Consider the following 20,888-nt stretch of genomic DNA (forward strand, 5'->3'; position numbering starts at 1 on the left):
ATATTTTTTAGAATAACTTAAGCATTTTAATCAATTTTATGGAAGCATAGGACCCTTGCACAGCCTCTTATAGAAAGCGTACATACATTAGTAGGGATATTACGAAATCTTTAAGGGGGGATATCATGGATTTTTATAGGAACAGGAACGGGAACAGGGACAGGGCAATAACTAGAGCAAGTGATCACAAGGAAACTACCGATAGTTGCGTATGTGATGTAGTAAAAAAGATTGTTAAGGCACAAGATGAAGTAATGAATGATTGCTCAACTTGCTGTGAGCAATCCATTCGAGAGTTACAAGGAAAAGGAAATCGAATGGGGCATAAAAACACGACAATTCCATTTATTCTTTATGCTAAAGGAACAAGTGAACCATTTATAGGAAGTGGGATATTTAAGACTCCGGGAAATAAACACAAGGAATCTTTCTTTGGATGCATAGAAACGCCTGTATTTCGTGCGAAGCGTTTTATTAAAAATAGTGATTGTTGTGTAACACTAGAACTATTATTACCTGCATCTGATGATTGTGAAATTAAATACCACCAATGCGATAATAATGGTAGGGTTTGTTCGTTTTTCCCTGAAAATGACCCAGTTACAGACTTTATAGCTACAGGCATTTGTTTAACAGTTGATTTAGACCATTTCGTAGGCATTACTTGTTTGGATCCTATTGATCCAATCTAACGGTAAGAGGTAAATATCCCGTCATAAATACCTCCCATTTATAGAAAAGGCCAGCCCAAAAAGTATGGGGTTGGCCTTTTACGATAAGCCTTCTATTTCAAATGGTAGGTAGTTAATGGATATGATTATCTTTTGACACTATTCCATATCGAGAATGAGTGTCCGAATCTATAATAAAGTGATACTTCAATCCGTGTGGGTCTTCGCACTTCCCCCAACTGATTGTTAGTTGAACGAATCAAGACTTTATTGGCTGTTGATCCTTCACTTACAATTCTTGTGATCAACAAAAATTCTTGAAATAGGGGTCTTATAGCCTATTAATCTGTGATAAATAGGGAAAGGCCGTTGCCAAAGAACGTTGCTAGAATATATTGATCCTATAGTATTTTTTGAAGGGATGATTTAAATGGAACCTGACGTGGGAATTGTTATGCCCGTATATAAACAAAGCAGCAACCTTTTTATAGCGGCGATAGAATCCATCATCCATCAGAAGTATCCTTATTTTCATTTGGTAATTGTTATCGATGGAGCGACGCCTAATGTAGTTCGTGTTGCAAATGAGTATGCCTCAAAAGATGCAAGAATAACGGTAATTGAAGAGGAGGAAAATAAAGGAACAGATGTTGCACTTAATATAGGATTTAATTATTTGCAGGGTAATGTAAATATACATTACCTAACCTGGGTTTCAAGTGACAATATTTATTATCCTGATTTTGTAGGCGTTTTAAGAGAACTATTAGTGGAATCTCCTTCAAATATCGGTTTGGCTTATGGGGGCTTTCATGTTATGGATGACAATGGAGAAGACATCGATAAAACAATAGCATGGAATAAACGTTTAAACCAGCCAAAGGAAAACTTAATACAAGAGTATTTCATCGGTTATGCATTTATGTATAAGAAAGCTTTCGCACAAAAAATAGAAGGATATAGGTATATGCCTGTTGAAGATTATGATTATTTTTTACGGCTGACGGAGCATTGTGACATTACATTTACACCTCAAAAACTAATGGGATTCAGATTCAGCTCCCCTTACAGTAACTCCCTGCAAATCAGTAATTCTCCGGAAGTAAGCCAACGGAGAAACGATCTTTTATTTATTGTGATGAAAGAGGCCCGCCACCGTAGGGATAAATTACGCAAATTGGAGAAGCAATACAAAATAGATGCAAGGTATAGTAATCCATATACTGGACCAACTATCGCTAATAATCGCGTTATTATATATATTCCATTTAATAATTTAAATGTTCAAGAGACACTTCCTGAAGACCATCCAGCAAATCAAACTCAAAAAAATATCCATTTAACAGAAGAATGGATTAATAATAGAATTTCCATTTTTATGAACTTCACTTTAAAAAGTCTAGTGAATCAGTCCAATCAAAACTATCTTGCCTTTGTCGTATATCACGATAGCACCAAACCATATATTGATAAAGCTTTGCAAAATTACCCTGAACTTCCTTTTCATATTCAATTTATCTCCAGCAGCGGATATGAAGAAGCTGTAATAAAAGCACTAGACGGCTATGATTACTTCTATGAGCTTCATTTATACAGTGATGATGCGTACCATAAGGATTATATTGAACAGCTTTATCATTATCGCCCTGCCCCTCAAACAAAGGTATTAATTTGTCAAAATGGCTATGCCTATCAATCCAACACACATGAATTAGTAGAGTACTATAATTTTTCAAGCTCCTTTAATTGTCTGATTTATAATGTGAAAGACTATGTAAATGGTGTAAGACACAATATTTACGAACCAGTATGGACAGGGGCTATTGCGCTTCCACATGAAATTATTAGCAATCGAGTCTATCTTAATCATGCCCATGAAGCTAATTCAGCTTTTTTCCTCGAGGATGAAAAAAACTGGAACTGGCGTAACGAAAAAGGGGAGCCTCTAAACCTGGTTGAGAACACGATAACCAATAATGAGGAAAAACAAAGGATTTTACAAGAATTTTTGGGGCCTAATTATAGAATGGAACAAACGGGCCTTGACTAGTTAACCAGCTATTGCATATAAACGAAATGAATTGGAGGCCACAAGGAATGTATGAAGGTAAAACAATTTTGGTAACGGGAGGAACAGGCTCCTGGGGGCAAGAATTAACAAAGAAGTTACTCGCCCAAAGCCCGAAGGAAATACGGATTTTTTCACGTAATGAATTTCTCCAAGTAAATATGAAACGTCTTTTTGATCATCACGAAGCGTTAAAATTCGTGATTGGTGATGTCAGGGATTATCAATCTGTTAACGATGCAATGCAAAACGTGGACTATGTATTTCATCTTGCAGCCCTCAAGCATGTACCTGTTTGTGAATTTCAACCTGGAGAGGCGCTTAAAACAAATGTCAGCGGTACGGAAAACATTATACGAGCAAGTATTTCAAACCGCGTAAAAAAGGTCATTGACGTTTCTACGGACAAAGCAGTTGAACCTGTTAATTTTTATGGCATGACAAAATCATTTGGGGAAAAGCTGATGATTCGTGCAAATGATAATAGTGATTCGACACGGTTTGTCTGTATTCGAGGAGGAAATGTGCTTGGAACTAACGGTAGTGTTGTACCAATTTTTAAAAAACAAATATTGGAAAACAAAGATGTAACCTTGACATCCAAAGCTATGACACGGTTTTTCCTATCCGTTTCGGAGGCTATTGACTTATTGCTGAAAGCCTCGGAAGCAGCTATAGGTGGGGAAATTTTTGTCATGAAAATGAATGCCTGCCGCATAACCGATTTAATCCATGTATTGAGCAAGCAACTTGCAGCAAATTCAATTTCAATAAAAGAAATCGGAATACGACCTGGTGAAAAATTACACGAGGTTCTAGTTTCCAGCTATGAAGCACCACACACATTTAAATACAGTAATCAATATTATGTGATTCTGCCAACCCACCCTTCCAATAATCTTCTAAAGCAATATCAACATTTACCAAAAGCAACCTTTAAACAATATCAATCTGATGACTTTCTTATGTCTGCTAATGAAATTACCGACATGTTAAAGCATGGAGGATTCCTTGCATAAAAACGGTTGAACACTTATAAGATGTTATTTAAAAAAGATGATCATGACTAAACTAATAACTGCATTAGACAGCAGATCTGAATTCTTCACAATGGGAGTGATTTCGTGAATGTTTTAGTTACCGGGGCTGATGGTTTTATCGGTAAAAACTTACTAGAAGCCCTTAAGCGATTAGATAACATTACCGTCCAAACCTTTACAAGAAAAAATAGCTTAAAAGATTTGGATACATTTTTGGATAGCGTAGACTTAATTTATCACCTAGCCGGTGTTAATCGCTCCAAAGATAAAGATGAATTTAATAAAGATAATGTTGCGTTAATAGAAAATATGATAAGGATGCTTCGTCGCAAAAAAAGAAAACCAACGATTATCTTTTCATCATCTACACAAGCAAAAAATGACACACCATACGGCAGGAGCAAAAGAAAAGCAGAAATCGAACTCATTCAATATGCCAAGGAATTAGATATACAGTTATATATATACAGATTGCCGAACGTCTTTGGTAAATGGTGTCGCCCTAATTATAATTCTGTCGTAGCCACATTTTGCTACAATATTTCACATGATCTGGAAATTACAATAAATAACCCGGCTGTTGAGCTGGATTTGGTTTATATCCATGATGTAATAGACGAATTTATACAAGTAATGAAAGACAAACAGCCGAAACAGAAGCAAACCACCTATTTTTTTGAAGTCTCACCTGTCCATAAACTAACACTCCAAAGATTAGCAGATACCCTTTATCAATTTAAAAATATGAGAGAGAATTTATGGGTTCCAGATTTCTCTGACCCATTAACGGAAGCTTTATATTCCACGTATCTATCGTATCTGGATGAACATGATCTTTCCTATAAATTAGATATGAAGGTCGACCACAGAGGAAGTTTGGCAGAATTATTTAAATCATCCTATTTTGGGCAAATTTTTGTATCTAAATCGAAGCAAGGGGTTGTGCGCGGCAATCATTATCATGACCATAAGGTGGAAAAGTTTTGTGTCATTAACGGTCAGGCCGAGGTTAAGCTTCGTTCCGTTTTATCACGTCACGTGGTGTCCTATGTTGTTTCTGGAAACAAGTTGGAGATCATTGACATCCCCCCTGGATATACGCATTCATTGGAAAATTTAACTGATCAGGAGCTAACTGTTTTGTTTTGGGCAAACGAGGCCTTCGATCCAAAGAATCCTGATACGTATAATAATGAGGTGTAACATGGAATGAAAATAAAAAAAGTCATGACAATTGTTGGTACACGACCTGAAGTATTACGATTATCTGCTGTGATAAAGGCATGTGATTCGTATTTTAATCACATTTTGGTTCATACAGGACAAAATTGGGATTATTATCTGAATAAAGTTTTTTTCGAGGAATTGGATATTCGAGAACCTGATTATTTTTTGAATGTCGTTGGCAACCACTTGGGCGAAACGATGGGTAATATTATTTCTAAAACGTATGAAGTCCTAGAAAAGGAAAAACCAGATGCATTATTAATATTAGGAGATACCAACAGTACGTTGTGTGCAATTTCTGCCAAACGTTTAAAGATTCCCATATTCCATATGGAGGCTGGGAATAGGTGCTTTGATCAAAATGTCCCAGAAGAAATCAATCGTAAAATCGTTGATCACACTAGTGATGTCAACCTTCCTTATACAGAGCATAGCCGGCGCTATCTCTTAAGTGAAGGCATACCAAAAGAATATATATTCGTTACTGGTTCTCCAATGACCGAGGTCCTTACGTTATCCATGGAAGACATTCATAAAAGTGATGTTCTCAATCGATTAGGACTGGATAAGAAAAAGTATATACTCGTGAGCGCGCATCGCGAGGAAAACATTGATCATCCAATCCATTTTAAAAATCTGATGGACGCACTAAACGAAGTGGCAAAGATATATAATATGCCCATTGTTTACTCCACTCACCCAAGAAGCTTGAAGAAAATTAAAGAACAAAAAGTAGCCTTTCATCCACTCATACAATCCCTGAAACCATTTGGATTTTTTGACTATAATCAACTTCAGCAACATGCTTTTTGTGTTCTATCAGATAGTGGAACACTAAGTGAGGAATCCTCCATTCTTAACTTTCCAGCGGTCTTAATTAGAACCAGTACAGAACGTCCAGAAGTGCTGGATAAAGGATCCATGGTTATTGGCGGAATTACAGCTGACGAAATCCTGCAAGCCATAAGATTGGCAACCGAATTGTATGGAAAGAGCCATGTACAGCCGCAAGACTACAGGGACACAAATGTATCACATAAGGTGGTTCAGTTGATTGAAAGCTACACAGAGATAATCGATAGGAATGTTTGGAAAAAAAGATAAGACTAAATGATCATGCACCATACACTACTCCACTTTGAAATAAGATATATTTGTTGGCATCATTAATATGAAACGTCATTTCCCAAATTACTAGCCTAAGCAAAATTACAGTCGTTCCACCAATACCATGCTATGATGGAATCAGTTAGGAGTGTGGAATGATTGAGAGATTTCCATGAACTAAATCAACTATCAGAGATAGAACATTTTATTCAAGATCATGAACTGGCGTTTTTGTTTATTTCTCGTAAAAATTGCAGTGTTTGCATAGGACTCAAGCCGCAAATCCAACAACTGATGGAAGACTTTCCTAAAATAGCAATTGGATATGTTGATGCGGATCAAGTACCAGAAATCGCTGGTCGATTTTCTATATTTACAGTCCCTGTATTATTGCTACTCATCGATGGCAAGGAATATATTCGTGAGGCGCGAATCGTACACACAGATATATTGAATCAAAAGCTAAAACGTGTATACGAAAATATGGTTGGCAACTAATGCCAACCATATTTTCATTGTAAAACACAAGGAAATTCATTTTATTTATGGAACCCTGATTTGATCAATAACCAATTGATAACCCTTTTTCTTTGCGGAATCTTTAAACTCCAATATGCCTTCATATAAGCTTTCACCTGATTGGGCATCCATTACCCGCAATATGGATGAACTTCCATCGCTCATTGGATTATCAATCGTATAAATTTTTCCATTACTGAATGTTAGGCTAGATCCTTCTTTAAGCCAATCAAAACTGTGCTCCTCTTCCTGCTTTCCAGTATCTACATTCCACTCGCCAATGGTTTGTTTTCCATCTTGATGCAAAAGGAAGTACAGCATGTTGCCTCGGAAATAAACTGGGTCTGCACCTTTCCATTCTTTTGGAAGTGCAACTGGCTTCATTTCTTTCGTTTCTAAATCATAAATAGACAGTTGATCCAACTCGATATTGGTCCCCTCTGGTTCCACGAATTCCTCAACCAAGCTACCTACTAGCAGCTGCTGATTACCAAGTTCCTCATCATCATTGATTAATATAAATGGACTACTCCACGTATTGTCTCTCTGATCAAAAGTTAAAAGTGTTTCCTGATTGACCAATTTTTTCGATGCCAATTCAATCGTAAACATCTCCAGTTGTTCACCTGTACGACCATCTTCATCATTTAAATTGGAATAGCTTTTGGCAGCTATACTTAATTTACCTTGATGATAAAACACTTGCTCTGCATAGACATAATCATACGTTTCCTCATTTGGTACAGGAATGGTAAAATCTGTCGACTGATTTGTTTTCTTATCCAATACATCCACTTGGATCGTAAAGCTGTCTGGATTATAATTTTTATATTCCACTTCAATATCGCCATAAATTAGCACATCAGCATTTTCATAAAACAATTCTGCTCTCTCTAATTTCCCACGCATGAAACCGCGATGTTCCTTGACAAGCTGCTCCACTTCTGGTTGAAACATAAGATTTAATTTTTTTAAATAACCCATACGTTCAAAATAAATCGTTTCATCTGGTCTAATCAGCACATTGCTTACATTTTCATTATTTTCCACATAACCTTCAATTTGAAGATCAGCTATTTCTTTCCGGTCTCCATCTTGGTTTTTCATTACTACCTCAGGCAGCTTGCTGGCCTCAATCCGATTATGAATATAGAAGGTGCTAAAGATAAGCACCGGTACAATCGTTAATACGAGTAATTTCCAATAACGCATCTCATTCTCCCCCTATCAAACTGTTACTTTTTTATTCAATAAATAATGACTTGTAAATAATGACATTCCCGTAACCAAAAGCCCCATCACTATCGTTATTCCAACTAATTCAATTGGGTATAGATAACCGTACATAAAGAACTCGTCGATAAGAACTGGGAGCATGAGTAAACCGACAGATAAAGCGATATAAACTACTCCAATTAAAATCCCTTTCCAACGAAAGCTTCGTTCAAAAAGAATCGCAGTAAAGATAACCAAAATGCTCATTGCACCAGCACCATACCAAAGGAAGAATTCCGTTGGGGTTAATGGAAATAAAACAGCTGCAAAATTTAAGCTAAAGATGGTTTGCAAAATATTTAAATCCAACCGAAAATCAACTGGAACCATCCATTGCATCACAACTGCCTCAACAGGAAACAATGCCAGCTGTAAGGCAACCATTCCGATGACCATTAAGAAGATAGTTGTTGCCTTAGCTAAATATACATTCATTCTTGCTGTAGGAATCATAAGCAACCGATAGATAAAGGTATTTTTCCCTAGCCAATCGCGATACCAAATGAGAAACATATAAAATAATAAAGCCGCCCCACACAAGGCAATTGGACCCATGAACCAAATACTTTGTGTCAACCAATAAAATGAAAATTCACCATGCTGATTAATAAATTCAGTTTTCGACATCATATTTTTGTACATTTCTTCATTTGCCAGGCCCATATAGGATTTTGATTTCACAATTACACCCGTGATTTGCATAATAATGGTGAAGCAAATCATTACCACATACAATTTCATAAATCGGCTTAGTTCAAAATTAACTAATTTTAAATAATTGCTCATGCTTGATACACCTCTCTCATCACATCAACAACAGATTTCCCTTCTTGTTCACGAACTTCCTCTGTTGCAAATTCCTTTAGTACCCGACCATTGTCCAGCAAAACGACATGATCAATTAAATGCTCGATGTCACTGATTTCATGCGTCGTAATAATCACACCACGATCCTCGATTAAATGTGTCGTAAAAACCTCAGCAATTTTTTCCCGACTAAACATATCTATTCCAGAAAACGGTTCATCCATTAACACATAATCCACATCCATTGCGAGTCCCAGCAATAAATTAACCTTTGCCGTGTTACCTTTAGATAAACTGGAAACACGGTCATTCGCATTTAGCTTAAAAAAGTCCAATAATTCGGTTGCCCGTTTCTCATTCCAGCAGTCATAAAAATCATCCATAAATTGCATTGCTTCCGATATTTTCATATGGGGCATGACCGTAATTGCATCTGGTATGAAGGTGATTTTCTCATAGCTTTTCTTTGTGATGCTTTCGCCATTTAATAAAATCTGACCACCATTTATGGCTGTGAGTCTCATAATCGCATTCAATATGGTTGTTTTACCTACCCCATTAATACCAATCAAGCAGGTGATTTCACCTTTTTTTGCTGTAAATGAAACACCTTTTAATACTTGCTTCCTGCCAAACTTCTTTTTCAAATCCTTGACCTCTAACATATCTTAACCCCCTAGTCCGCTCTTTTCCGATTATAATTTTCTTTTACAAGCTCCACCGCTTCTTCCAGTGACACATCAATAGATTGAATGGAATGAATAAATTCCGTTACTGCCTCTAGCACTAGCTCTTTGCGAACATCCGTTAAAATGGTTTCATCCATTGTAATTCGACTTGGCATATTCCCTTCCGTAAATATCAAACCGAGCTCCTCCATTTCCTTGTATGCACGCTGGGCCGTATTAGGATTTATTTTCAATTGATTTGCAATTTCTCTTCTGGATGCAATTTCCTCACCAGGTGCCAATTGCCCCGTGGCAATCTGTTCTTTAAAATAGCGCATCACTTGTACATATACGGGATCACGTTTATTTACATTTATTTTCATGAATCCATCTCCTACCTGTCTTCTTCAGATGCGTATCCCATCGTGTATTAACTAGTTAGTACACAATGGGCAAAAAATATAGTGTATTAATCACTTCATACACCACTTAACTGTATTATACGGTTAATACACCCAAAGTCAATGATTATTTTAAAACTTTTTTTGAATCCAATGAGCAACAGAAAAAAGGTCCCGCTATAAATTATGTTAAAATAGATGCATTGGGAATATTAAAGGAGAAATCAAATGAAGCTCGTATCATGGAATGTAAATGGACTTAGAGCCTGTGTACGAAAAGGCTTTTTAGATTATTTTCATCAAATGGATGCAGATTTCTTTTGCGTTCAAGAAACAAAGCTGCAGGATGGACAAATTAGCCTGGACCTTGACGGCTATTATCAATATTGGAATTACGCTGAAAGAAAAGGATATTCCGGCACAGCTATTTTCACGAAACATAGGCCTAATGCTGTGAGCTACAGTATGGATGGTGCGGCTGTACACCCAGAAGGTCGGATTATTACGTTGGAATATGACACTTTCTATCTCGTCAATGTGTATGTGCCAAATGCCCAGCGTGATTTAGCACGGCTTGATTTACGCCTTGCATGGGAAGATGAACTGCTTGCGTATATACAGATGCTTGATGCAACAAAACCAGTTATTCTTTGTGGAGATATGAATGTTGCCCACGAGGAAATAGACTTAAAAAACTTTAAAACCAATCACGGTAATTCTGGTTTTACGACAGAAGAAAGAGCTTGTATGACCCGGCTGCTGGATGCTGGATTCACCGATACGCTACGCTACTTCCATCCAGAAACAGATGGACTATATACGTGGTGGTCCTATATGAAAACGGTCCGGGAACGGAATATTGGCTGGCGGATTGATTATTTTATTGTATCGAATCGATTACAACAACAGCTCCAGCAAGCTGGTATTCATTCCGAAGTCATGGGAAGCGACCACTGTCCAATCGTGTTGGAAATAGATACAATTTCATAAATGTATGAAAGATCATGATAAATGAGAGGCTGATAAATATGTCGAAAGAAGAAAACGTAAAATTAACTGCTTTATCCTCTAAAGGAGGTTGTGGTTGTAAAATTGGTCCTGCAGATTTGGCGCAGGTGCTGCATGCCCTTCCACCCAAAAAAGCCCATCCAGACTTGCTTGTTGGGCTGGATACGAGTGATGACGCAGGTGTTTTCCGAATTAACGATGATACTGCCATTGTACAAACCGTTGACTTTTTCACACCGATTGTGGACCGACCGTATGATTTTGGTCAGGTAGCAGCTGCAAATGCCATTAGTGATGTATACGCAATGGGTGGAAAGCCAATAACTGCTCTTAACATCGTTGCTTTTCCAATTGGGACATTAGATAAGGAAATATTGACCGCTATCCTAAGAGGTGCAGGCGATAAGCTAAGGGAAGCCGGCGTTACACTTGTCGGAGGGCATTCCATTGACGATCAAGAACCGAAGTTTGGTCTTGCTGTCACAGGTGTTATTCACCCTGACCATATCCGCACAAATGCTGGATCCAAGCCTGGTGATCGGCTCATTTTAACGAAACCAATTGGTGTAGGTATTTTAACCACCTCGTTAAAACGCGGTCTCTTGGATGATGCTGAGATTGATCGGGTGACAAAGGTGATGACAACCTTAAATAAGACAGCCGCAGAGGTTTCTGCAGCATACGATATACATGCATCCACTGATGTAACAGGGTTTGGTCTGCTCGGGCATGCTTCTGAAATGGCTAAAGGAAGTCAGGTTGGGATTTCTATTGACCAACATCTGGTTCCAATCCTTCCACGTGTTCGGGAATTGGCTGTGGATGGCGCCGTGCCTGGAGGAACCAAAAATAATTTTGCCCACTTGGAAGGTGATGTGTCCTTTCCAGATGATATGGAGCAAATCGACAAATGGATTTTATGTGATGCCGTTACTTCAGGTGGTTTACTGTTATCTGTTGCGGAACAGGATGCAGATAAACTACAGCAAGAATTATTAGAACATGGCGTGGAATCCGCCATCATAGGCGAGGTAACTGCTAAGCATCCAGGCCATATAACAATTCGCACAGCCAAATAAAGTGAAACTTCAATCAGGGGGGTTTTCGCACTTCCCCAACTGATTGTTAGTTGAACCAATCAGGCCTTTACTGGCTGTTTGATCCCCCACTTTCAATTCTCGTTATCAACAAAAACGCTTATTGTGGGGGGCTTACAGCCAGTTAATCTGTGATAAGTATAATTATGCGGAGACTCCCGCCGTCAGCACTGGCTCGCGTCTTCCGCATTTAGTAAATCTGTAAACTTTTTAAACGGGGTGTAACGATGCATACCATATCACTAGAAGAATTATTTACCTTACAAAAGAAAAAAGCGCATTGCCTCGTTGACGTTCGTTCCCCTATCGAATATCATGATGCAACCATTCCCGGAAGCATTAATATTCCTGTTTTTACAACAGAAGAGCGAGCAGAGGTTGGTACCATTTACAAACAGGTAGGTCAGCAAGCAGCCAAAAAGCGCGGCTTAGAAATTTTTTCAAAAAAACTGCCCGACTTTATTGCTGCATTCGAAGCGTTGGACAAGCCATTTACTGTCTTTTGTTGGCGTGGAGGAATGCGTAGTAAAACTGCTGCAACCGTACTTGATTTGATGGGTATTCATGCGAACCGCTTGAATGGCGGCATACGTACGTACCGAAAGTGGGTCGTTCAACAACTCGAGAATTATACGTTTCGTCCAGCTGCTTATGTATTGAATGGATATACGGGATCTGGAAAAACAACCATTCTTCACTTATTAAAAAATAACGGGCTACCCACCATTGATTTGGAAGGATTAGCTGGACATCGCGGTTCTATTTTTGGACAAATTGGATTGGAACCTCGGAACCAGCGGAAGTTTGATTCCTTGCTTATCACAGAATTAAATCAGCTCCAACAAGAGCCATTCGTATTTTTGGAGGGGGAAAGTAAACGCATTGGTAAAGTATTACTGCCAGATTGTTTATTTGAAAAGAAACAGCAAGGTACCCAGTTTTTCATTCAGTTGCCAATGGAGGAACGTGTAAAAAATATTTTGGCAGATTATCAGCCCGATGACGATCCAGAACGATTTCTAGAAGCATTCCAGTATATTAAACGCCGGATTCATCAACCGATTGCCAAACAAATTGAAGAAGCTTTACTTCAAAGTGATTTCCCGACTGCTATCAAACTGCTTTTGGAATATTACTATGATCCACGGTATGAATACGCGGTCAAGGATGTAGATCAGGAGGAACACATTTACATTGCTGCCGATACAGCCCAGCATGCAGCCGAGCAGATCATGAATCACATGACAATTCAACATCACACGCAGCACAGGTAACAAAACTGTGCTGCGTGTTTTTTGTTATCAACTATTCACGCTCCGTTCATATTCATTTCATAAACTATATAACATATAGGAAAAGGACAAAGGAGCGAGTATGTTGCACACATATAGTAAGGTATTATTACGATTTTCAGCTTTATTTGCATTGGTTGGAGCATTTCTTGGTTCCCATATGGCTGGAGCAGGCAGCTATGCTTTTAAAACCGTCCATGCCCATATTTTAGTTGTTGGCTGGTTAACCCTCTTCGCCTGGGCTGTTTTTTATAAAATATTCACACCCGCCAAAACAATCATGGCGACCATTCATGTTTGGACAGCTATTATTGGTGCAGCTGGGCTTACCATCGGGATGTGGATATATTATTTGAAACCATTTGGCTTAGATGGTGCCCTGCCAACTGTTTTCTTTATTGTTGGTGGAACCATTCTGTTGGTCAGTTTTGCCGTATTCTTTCTATTGACGTTTATGAAAACAGAAAAATAATAAAGCAAATAAGTCTAAAACTAAAAAAGAGTTTCAGTAAATTAATTTTTACTGGAACTCCTTTTCATTTTATTTGATGACCTTCATCACTCCATCAATCTTCTCCGCGTTCCACGGGCCGGTCTCACCAACAAAGAAATTCACTTCAGCTATTTCATCACTTGATCAATCGTTTGATTAAGTTCCTCAACATCTACTGCTGGGATTGAATTATGATGCATGCCATATTTCTTTTTTAAACTGATGATACGTTGTAAGCTTTCATCGATTCTTTTCTCCGTTATTTCTCCTGCTTCCACAGCATGCTTTAAGGAATAAAAAACAGCATCAACCGCTGCTTCTTCGTGGGCAACGAGTACAATATCCGATCCTGCCTGAATAGATTTCACGGCTGCCGCACCAATGTCATATTGATTTACAATAGCTCCCATCGTCAAATCATCTGTAATCACAAGTCCTTTAAAGCCTAATTTTTCCCGCAATAAATCCTGGATGACCTGATTTGAAAGCGAGGCCGGCCATTCCGGATCAATTTCGTTCAGCATGATATGTGCGACCATCATTGCTTCGGCGCCCTTTTCGATAGCTTCCTGAAACGGCTGAAGCTCCAACTCTTGTAACTCCTGTAACGATTTCTCCACTACTGGCAATCCTTCATGAGAATCTGTTTCCGTATCCCCATGACCTGGAAAATGCTTCACTACCGGAATCACCTGCTGGGTCTGGATCCCTTTCATTTCCTGGATGCCAATCTTCCCCACTGTTTCTGCATCCTCCCCAAACGCTCGATTGCCAATAACAGTATTGGCTGGGTTACTGTAAATATCCAACACAGGAGCAAAATTAAGATTAAAGCCGAATAATTTTAACTGTTTCCCTAACAATACTCCCATTTGATAAGCATAAGATGGACTGTTTCGTAAGCCGATTTCCTTAGCGGTTGGTAGCGCACGAATTTCCTCCGGCAACCGGGAAACCTCACCGCCCTCCTGATCAATGCTTAAAAATAAGGGATATTTGTTTTCCGCATTGTCCTTCTTCAATTGATTCATAAGCGCAACGGATTGCTCTGTTGTTTCTAGATTCTCCGAAAAGAAAATGATACCACCAACATGATATTCATGAAGTAATTTATCAGTAAAATCAGATGTTGTCGTTTGGTCAATCCCGCTGATGAGCAGCTGACCAATTTTTTCATCTAATGACAATGCTGCAATCTCCTCTGACACACTATCTATGGAATCATCCAAACCACTTGTAACAGAAATATGGTGCAAAACCGGATTTTGATCCGTTTCAGTCGGTTTAGGAAAAATCCATTTCAATTGAAACATTTCATTTACTTGGTAGATAAGAATGATTTGGTCAACATTTGTATCCTGGTAAAAATTGATTTCATCCGGTTCTCCCTTTGTCCCGATGATGTCGTTGAAGTGAATGGCTTGTAATGACGGGGCATAAGAACGGATATCAAAAATGAGCTGATTCTGATACCCAATATGTACATATTGATTATCATATTCCGCATAATAACGGTTATCTATTTCATTTGTCTTAACTGGTTCACCCCAACGCGTAACGACTTCTTGAATATCGGTTTTTTCAACCTGGAATGGCGACTCATTAACCTCTCCCGCTTCGGCTTTTGAAAAAATTTGATAAATCAACTCTTCCGAGGACTCCCGATTAATGGAATGATTGTCCTGCTGTTTATTTTCATCATTTGGTTGATTTAAGCTACTTTGCGGCTGGTCAAAATCCCGATCAACAAAAATATCGAGCGTTACCAAAATAATTAATATAATTGCCAAGGAAAGCCCGACCTTTTTGACCATTGGAATTCCTCCAGTCTTATAAATATTCCCATACGTATCATATGGATAATCGTAAATCTTCCTATATATCTATATCTCCATTATACATATTTGCCTAATGACTAGAAAATAATAGCAACCCTTTCTTATAACCTTCACCAAACTGTTGGAAGATGATCGTGTTTATACTTTATTAATAATCATCCGAAAAAATACTTCTACATGCTGTGTATATTTTTCTCTTGACCAACCATAATAAGCATGAAAAAAAATGAAGGAGGATACATCATGCATAATCAGAATCAAACAGGCAATTTCCAAGCTTCCAATCAAATTCCAAGTCAGCAAAACCATGGTGGACATGAATTATTTGATGCACACGAGGCCATCTCAGGCCTTGTTTCAGGATTAGAACAGTCTGTCATATATGAACAGCATATTCAGGATCCGGAGTTACAATCTATTCAGCAAAGACAGCGTACATTTTTAACCCAAATGTATAATACGATTGTTGAAACGCTTAGAACAGGTCAAGATCCAGCAATTAAAACCCAAACCTATACCATGCCTGAGGGACATACGGCGGAATACGGAATGAAGCCAACACAGCCGACAACGCCTATCCAATCCGTTAGCGAGCTGAATGATCAATGTATTTCGGGCTTCTTAATGGGCGCCTTGAAATCCTCAGCCACAGCCTTCACGACAACCGCTTTGGAGGCGACCAACCCAGTATTACGTCGCGTATTTGCCGACAGTATTCCGAACCTCATTGAGATGGCTTTTGAATTGTTTTATTACCAAAACAAACATCATTATTACCAGGTGCCACAATTAAAGCCAGAGGACATGCAGCAGTATACCCAGGCCTTTGCACCAATTCAAGGAACCATGCCACATTAAACATGGACGAAAAAAATTAAAAACATGGTAATTGCCATCTACTCCCGAAAAATTGCGGGCCATGATGGGCTTTACCATGTTTTTTTATTTTTCTGCTATAGCTTTTGTCCGTAATACTTGTCCAAGGAAAAGCCTCGTCCTAAGATTTCCGAAGCATTGAGGAAAATGACAAAGGAATCGGGTTCTTCTTGTTGAAGCATGCGTTTCAGATACACTGCTTCTTGCTTTTCAGCAACACATAAAATCATTGTTTTATCCTTATTGGAATAGCCACCAACAGAACGAACCTTCGTTAACCCACGATCAATACCGTCTTTAATCAGGCTCTGTATTTCTTTTTCACGTTCCGTAATAATAAGGATGAGCTTTGTAGAAGAAGTCTGTAATTGAACCATGTCAATTGTTTTACTCGTAACATAAATAGCCATTAAGGCAAATAACGTTAATTCCAAATTAAAGACGATGATTGAACTAATTACAACAAATCCATCAACAATTAATTGTGAATATCCACTGGACAAGCCGGTAAACTTTTTGACAATCTGGGCAATAGCGGCAGTACCTCCTGTAGATCCATTACCTTTATATACAATCCCTAAGCCAATCCCAAGCACAATACCACCATATAATGCACCTAACAAAGGATTCGTTACGGTATACGGAATATCAGCGCTTAACCATATAACAAAGGGCACAAAAAACGTTCCTACCAATGTTTTTCCACTAAAATCCTTCCCCATTGCAAACCAGCCAATTAAAAAGATAGGGATATTTATCAGTCCCTGTGTGAGGGCAGGGCTTAAACCATACACCTCATAGATAATGGTACTCACCCCTGAAATGCCACCTGCCGCCAGTTTTGCCGGCAATAAAAATATATTATAGGACAAACCAACCAAGGTTGCGCCAAACATGATATATATATATTCTTTCCAAACACTTTTGGATTGTTGCGGTAAATTTTTCATGTTTTCATTATTCCTTTCTGGGTATATACTTGTTACGGCAATTCATATATTTATGGATATATGCTTTTTTTACAGAAATTCCTAGTCTAGTCTAACACATCATAATCTACAAATGCACGATATAAACCAGTGCGCCCACATGGTTTCCCACTATTTTACAAATATTATTCCATGAATAAACTTGTAAAATTAGGGAACATCATTTATAATATTCTCTTGCAAGAAAAAATTGAGGTGAAAATGAATGAAGAAAATAACAACATCCAAAATGTCATTCTTTCTGGTAGCCGTTATTTTACTTTGGATTAAATCTTACATCGTCTATATAAATGAATTTAACTTGGATATTTCAAATGGAATGCAAGCTTTTCTCTTATTTATTAACCCTTTAAGTTCTGCACTGATTTTTCTAGGTGTTGCACTTTTTGCAAAGGGAAGAAAAGCTGGGATATGGATTATTGTCATACAAACATTAATGGGAATCTTTTTGTATGCGAACGTCGTCCATTACCGTGCAAACTCGGACTACATTACACTGCCGACCCTTACACAGTTTAGCAACTTTGGAAGTCTTGGTGGTAGTATTGTCAGTCTTGTACAATGGTCTGATTTGCTCTACACCCTGGATATCATTATCTTGATTGCGCTATTTGTTTTCATGAAAAAAGATTGGTCTGTCAGTCGTTTGCAGTTTAGAAAACCATTGCTCGTTATTGCGTCTGGTTTGATTGTATTTTCCATCAACCTGGCATTGGCTGAAGTTGACCGACCACAGTTATTAAAGCGTACCTTTGACCGTAACTATATTGTTAAGTATTTAGGTGCCTATAACTTTGCTATTCATGATGCCATTCAAAATATCAAATCGTCCTCCCAGCGTGTGTTGGCGGACAGCAGTGATATTACCGTGGTAGAAAACTATACAAAAAACAAGTATGCAGAACCAAATAAAGAATTATTTGGCGCCGCAAAAGGGAAAAACATTATCAAAATTCACTTGGAGTCTTTCCAAACCTTTTTGATTGATTACAAGCTGCATGGCGAGGAAGTAACGCCATTTCTAAATTCACTTGTTCATGATAAAGATCAGGATTTCACTTATTTTGATAACTTTTTCCATCAAACAGAACAAGGAAAAACGGCTGATGCTGAGTTTATTTTAGATAACTCCATCTATGGTCTGTCTCAAGGTGCTGCTTTTGTCACAAGAGGAAACAACACCTATCAGGCATTACCAGCCATTTTAAATCAAGAGCAAGATTACACGTCAGCAGTATTCCATGGAGATGATCGTTCTTTCTGGAACCGTGATGAGATTTATAAGAAGTTTGGTATCGACACGTATTTTGACTCCAGCTATTATGACATGAGTCCAGATCAAGTCATCAACTATGGCTTAAAGGACAAACCATTTTTCAAAGAGTCCATGCCATATTTAGAGTCATTGGAACAGCCTTTCTATGCGCATATGATGACACTGACACACCACCATCCATATTTAATCGATGCAGAGGATGCAACGATTGCACCGGCTGAAACAGGTGACCCTTCTGTGGATCGCTATTTCCAAACGGCGCGTTATTTGGATGAATCCTTAGAGCAGTTTTTCAATGATCTAAAGGATGCTGGACTATATGATGATTCTGTCATCATGATTTATGGGGACCATTACGGTATTTCTACAAACCATAACCGTGCAATGGAAGAATTGCTTGGCGAGGAGATTACGCCATTTAAGAATGCCCAGCTGCAGCGTGTACCATATATGATTAAAGTTCCTGGCGTTGAAGGCAAAGGAACAGTTCATGAATATACTGGACAAATGGACGTTATGCCGACATTCTTGCATTTGCTAGGTATTGATGCACAAGATTATATCCAATTCGGTACGGATATGTTCTCTGAGAACCATAAAGACTATGTGCCATTCCGAAATGGTGACTTTATTACCCCGGAATACAGTTATGTATCAGGTGTTTACTATGACACAGAAACAGGGGAAGAAATAGAAGCAACAGAGGAAATGGATGAAATGAAGGAAACGATTCACCATGAGCTTGAGCTATCCGATAAATTACTAAATGGTGACCTACTGCGATTCTACTCTCCGACAAAAGATTGGGAGCCAGTAGATCCATCCATCTACTCTTATGGAAATAAAGAAAAAAACAATTAAACAAAAAGGAATCGATTGAAGCATAGATGCCAATCGATTCCTTTTTTTATTATTCAATGTGCGGGCAGTTCTATAGTGGGCACTATATATGTGAAAAACTACACATTGTTTGCATTTCCTGTCAATTTATTGTATAAAGGATAGTCAGAAGGGCATTTAGAAAATGGAATATAGGCAAACCTTTTGTCTCATACTATGAATAAAATGAATCGATAATTAAGATAAATGTAATGAATAAAGTGGGGATTTCAATGAGTAAGCAAGTAGAAGATTATTTAAATGATGGAATGTATGGTACACGTCTTCCAAAACAAGCTGAGCGAAATCATTATCTCGGTACGCTAAGAGAGCGTGTCGTGCTAGTCCTAACATTTGGTCAAGTTATGGCTGATAAAGGCCTACAGGACCTCGAAAAGGCGATAAAGGAATATCCAGATGCCAAGCTGATTTTTAACGGCCATATTGCCGACCGTTTTTTTCGGGCTGAAAAAACATTAGCAAACCAATATAATGTTCCCTATACTGTCATCCAGGATGAAGAAAATAAAACGGATATCGGGGCTGTATTGGCATGTGATTATGCGGTAAACGTTGAAAATATTGCCGCAGAGGATGACCCCTCACCTGAGGAAATAGATAAGGATAAAACAGAACCCTCCTCCTTCTGGAATAAAATAAAAGGCTGGTTTCAACCCAAATAAAGTGAAACTTCAATCCGTGGGGGGGTTTCGCACTTCCCCCATGGATTGTTAGTTGAACCAATCAGGCCCTTACTGGCTGTTGAACTGTAATAAAAATGGTTGGGCACTTAATCCCCAACCATTTTTATTTACATTTTTATTTTTGGAACGCGCACATTACTCACCATTAATAGCATCAACACGGAAGTTAAAATAGAAAAGAATAGAACGGAGAAATACGGTATTAGAAAACTGCTTAATGTCATTATAATTCCAGCAGCTGTAATCGGTATCCCGTAAAATGCCCCATCGAATTCTTTCACATTGAAACGAGCTAGACGAATAGCACCACATAAAATATACATAATCATAATGGTCATCCCCACACCAGGAACAGTGTAAAGAATACCTTGATAGATTAATAAGGCTGGAGCCACTCCAAAGGATACTAGATCGCTTAATGAATCCAACTCCTTACCAAAATCAGATTCAATATTAAATTTCCGCGCCACAAGTCCATCAAATAAATCGAAGAAAGCAGCTAAAAAAATGAAAAGCAGACTCATATGTGCTAGATTATTAGTTATCAAAACGATGGCTACAATACCAAAACTTAAATTCATTAAAGTAATTGCATTAGCCAATTGAGCCTTCAATTTAGTATAATCAAAAAGTCGTGATAAAAACATTTGAAC

General features: G+C 38.2%; 20 protein-coding genes. 13 read left to right on the top strand and 7 right to left on the bottom strand.

Annotation, left to right across the window (positions count from 1 at the left end):
- Positions 1 to 125 precede the first annotated feature (125 nt).
- The 6 genes from DX933_RS16755 (at position 126) to DX933_RS16780 (ending at position 6,611) form a co-directional block, all read left to right on the top strand.
- On the top strand, positions 126 to 692 hold the full coding sequence (locus DX933_RS16755) for a CotY/CotZ family spore coat protein (RefSeq protein WP_123317587.1): 567 nt from the start codon (positions 126 to 128) through the stop codon (positions 690 to 692).
- Between the two features lie 421 nt (positions 693 to 1,113).
- Positions 1,114 to 2,721, top strand: a complete 1,608-nt coding sequence (locus tag DX933_RS16760; protein WP_190279573.1) for a glycosyltransferase family 2 protein — start codon at positions 1,114 to 1,116, stop codon at positions 2,719 to 2,721.
- 47 nt (positions 2,722 to 2,768) lie between these two features.
- A complete protein-coding gene (locus DX933_RS16765; RefSeq protein WP_123317589.1) occupies positions 2,769 to 3,758 on the top strand; it encodes a polysaccharide biosynthesis protein in 990 nt (329 codons plus the stop codon).
- Positions 3,759 to 3,863: 105 nt separating this feature from the next.
- Positions 3,864 to 4,982, top strand: a complete 1,119-nt coding sequence (locus DX933_RS16770; protein ID WP_123317590.1) for a polysaccharide biosynthesis C-terminal domain-containing protein — start codon at positions 3,864 to 3,866, stop codon at positions 4,980 to 4,982.
- Positions 4,983 to 4,988: 6 nt separating this feature from the next.
- Positions 4,989 to 6,110 carry a non-hydrolyzing UDP-N-acetylglucosamine 2-epimerase gene (gene wecB / locus DX933_RS16775; RefSeq protein ID WP_123317591.1) on the top strand — a complete coding sequence of 374 codons (1,122 nt, stop codon included), beginning with the start codon at positions 4,989 to 4,991 and terminating at the stop codon, positions 6,108 to 6,110.
- 162 nt (positions 6,111 to 6,272) lie between these two features.
- Positions 6,273 to 6,611: a thioredoxin family protein gene (locus DX933_RS16780; RefSeq protein ID WP_123317592.1), complete on the top strand. Its 339-nt coding sequence runs from the start codon at positions 6,273 to 6,275 to the stop codon at positions 6,609 to 6,611.
- 45 nt (positions 6,612 to 6,656) lie between these two features.
- Here the strand turns inward: DX933_RS16780 and DX933_RS16785 are convergent, their stop codons facing one another.
- The 4 genes from DX933_RS16785 to DX933_RS16800 are packed head-to-tail and all read right to left on the bottom strand — an operon-like array spanning position 6,657 to position 9,765.
- Positions 6,657 to 7,844, bottom strand: coding sequence for a hypothetical protein (locus tag DX933_RS16785; RefSeq protein WP_123317593.1), 1,188 nt, complete (start codon positions 7,842 to 7,844; stop codon positions 6,657 to 6,659).
- 15 nt (positions 7,845 to 7,859) lie between these two features.
- Complete coding sequence (locus DX933_RS16790; RefSeq protein WP_123317594.1) at positions 7,860 to 8,693, bottom strand: hypothetical protein; 834 nt, start codon at positions 8,691 to 8,693, stop codon at positions 7,860 to 7,862.
- Positions 8,690 to 9,379, bottom strand: a complete 690-nt coding sequence (locus DX933_RS16795) for an ABC transporter ATP-binding protein (protein ID WP_123317595.1) — start codon at positions 9,377 to 9,379, stop codon at positions 8,690 to 8,692. The genes DX933_RS16790 and DX933_RS16795 overlap by 4 nt, the downstream gene beginning before the upstream one ends.
- Before the next feature lie 11 nt (positions 9,380 to 9,390).
- Positions 9,391 to 9,765, bottom strand: a complete 375-nt coding sequence (locus DX933_RS16800; RefSeq protein WP_123317596.1) for a GntR family transcriptional regulator — start codon at positions 9,763 to 9,765, stop codon at positions 9,391 to 9,393.
- 246 nt (positions 9,766 to 10,011) lie between these two features.
- Between DX933_RS16800 and DX933_RS16805 the strand changes: the two genes are divergently transcribed.
- The 4 genes from DX933_RS16805 (at position 10,012) to DX933_RS16820 (ending at position 13,652) form a co-directional block, all read left to right on the top strand.
- Entirely contained in the window at positions 10,012 to 10,773 is a 762-nt protein-coding gene (locus tag DX933_RS16805; protein ID WP_123317597.1) for an exodeoxyribonuclease III, read from the top strand.
- 38 nt (positions 10,774 to 10,811) lie between these two features.
- Positions 10,812 to 11,870: a selenide, water dikinase SelD gene (selD, locus tag DX933_RS16810; RefSeq protein WP_123317598.1), complete on the top strand. Its 1,059-nt coding sequence runs from the start codon at positions 10,812 to 10,814 to the stop codon at positions 11,868 to 11,870.
- Positions 11,871 to 12,115: 245 nt separating this feature from the next.
- The gene (mnmH, locus tag DX933_RS16815) at positions 12,116 to 13,162 is read left to right on the top strand and encodes a tRNA 2-selenouridine(34) synthase MnmH (RefSeq protein ID WP_123317599.1); all 1,047 of its coding nucleotides are present in this window, start codon (positions 12,116 to 12,118) and stop codon (positions 13,160 to 13,162) included.
- A gap of 100 nt (positions 13,163 to 13,262) precedes the next feature.
- Positions 13,263 to 13,652, top strand: coding sequence for a hypothetical protein (locus tag DX933_RS16820; protein ID WP_190279574.1), 390 nt, complete (start codon positions 13,263 to 13,265; stop codon positions 13,650 to 13,652).
- Between the two features lie 149 nt (positions 13,653 to 13,801).
- Here the strand turns inward: DX933_RS16820 and nagZ are convergent, their stop codons facing one another.
- Complete coding sequence (gene nagZ / locus DX933_RS16825; RefSeq protein WP_123317601.1) at positions 13,802 to 15,487, bottom strand: beta-N-acetylhexosaminidase; 1,686 nt, start codon at positions 15,485 to 15,487, stop codon at positions 13,802 to 13,804.
- A 267-nt stretch (positions 15,488 to 15,754) separates the two neighbouring features.
- On the opposite strand from nagZ, the gene DX933_RS16830 reads away from it, so the two are divergent.
- A complete protein-coding gene (locus DX933_RS16830) occupies positions 15,755 to 16,369 on the top strand; it encodes a spore coat protein (protein ID WP_123317602.1) in 615 nt (204 codons plus the stop codon).
- Positions 16,370 to 16,464: 95 nt separating this feature from the next.
- Here DX933_RS16830 and DX933_RS16835 read toward each other — a convergent pair whose 3' ends face one another.
- Positions 16,465 to 17,337 (bottom strand): YitT family protein, encoded by an 873-nt coding sequence (locus DX933_RS16835; RefSeq protein ID WP_123317603.1) that lies wholly within the window; start codon positions 17,335 to 17,337, stop codon positions 16,465 to 16,467.
- 244 nt (positions 17,338 to 17,581) lie between these two features.
- Here DX933_RS16835 and DX933_RS16840 point away from each other — a divergent pair, with 244 nt between their 5' ends.
- Entirely contained in the window at positions 17,582 to 19,513 is a 1,932-nt protein-coding gene (locus DX933_RS16840) for an LTA synthase family protein (RefSeq protein ID WP_123317604.1), read from the top strand.
- 251 nt (positions 19,514 to 19,764) lie between these two features.
- A complete protein-coding gene (locus tag DX933_RS16845; protein ID WP_123317605.1) occupies positions 19,765 to 20,214 on the top strand; it encodes a YueI family protein in 450 nt (149 codons plus the stop codon).
- Positions 20,215 to 20,342: 128 nt separating this feature from the next.
- Here DX933_RS16845 and pssA read toward each other — a convergent pair whose 3' ends face one another.
- A complete protein-coding gene (gene pssA / locus DX933_RS16850) occupies positions 20,343 to 20,882 on the bottom strand; it encodes a CDP-diacylglycerol--serine O-phosphatidyltransferase (protein ID WP_123317606.1) in 540 nt (179 codons plus the stop codon).
- Positions 20,883 to 20,888 lie beyond the last annotated feature (6 nt).

This window comes from Ornithinibacillus gellani, assembly GCF_003730295.1.
Classification (GTDB): domain Bacteria; phylum Bacillota; class Bacilli; order Bacillales; family Amphibacillaceae; genus Ornithinibacillus_A; species Ornithinibacillus_A gellani.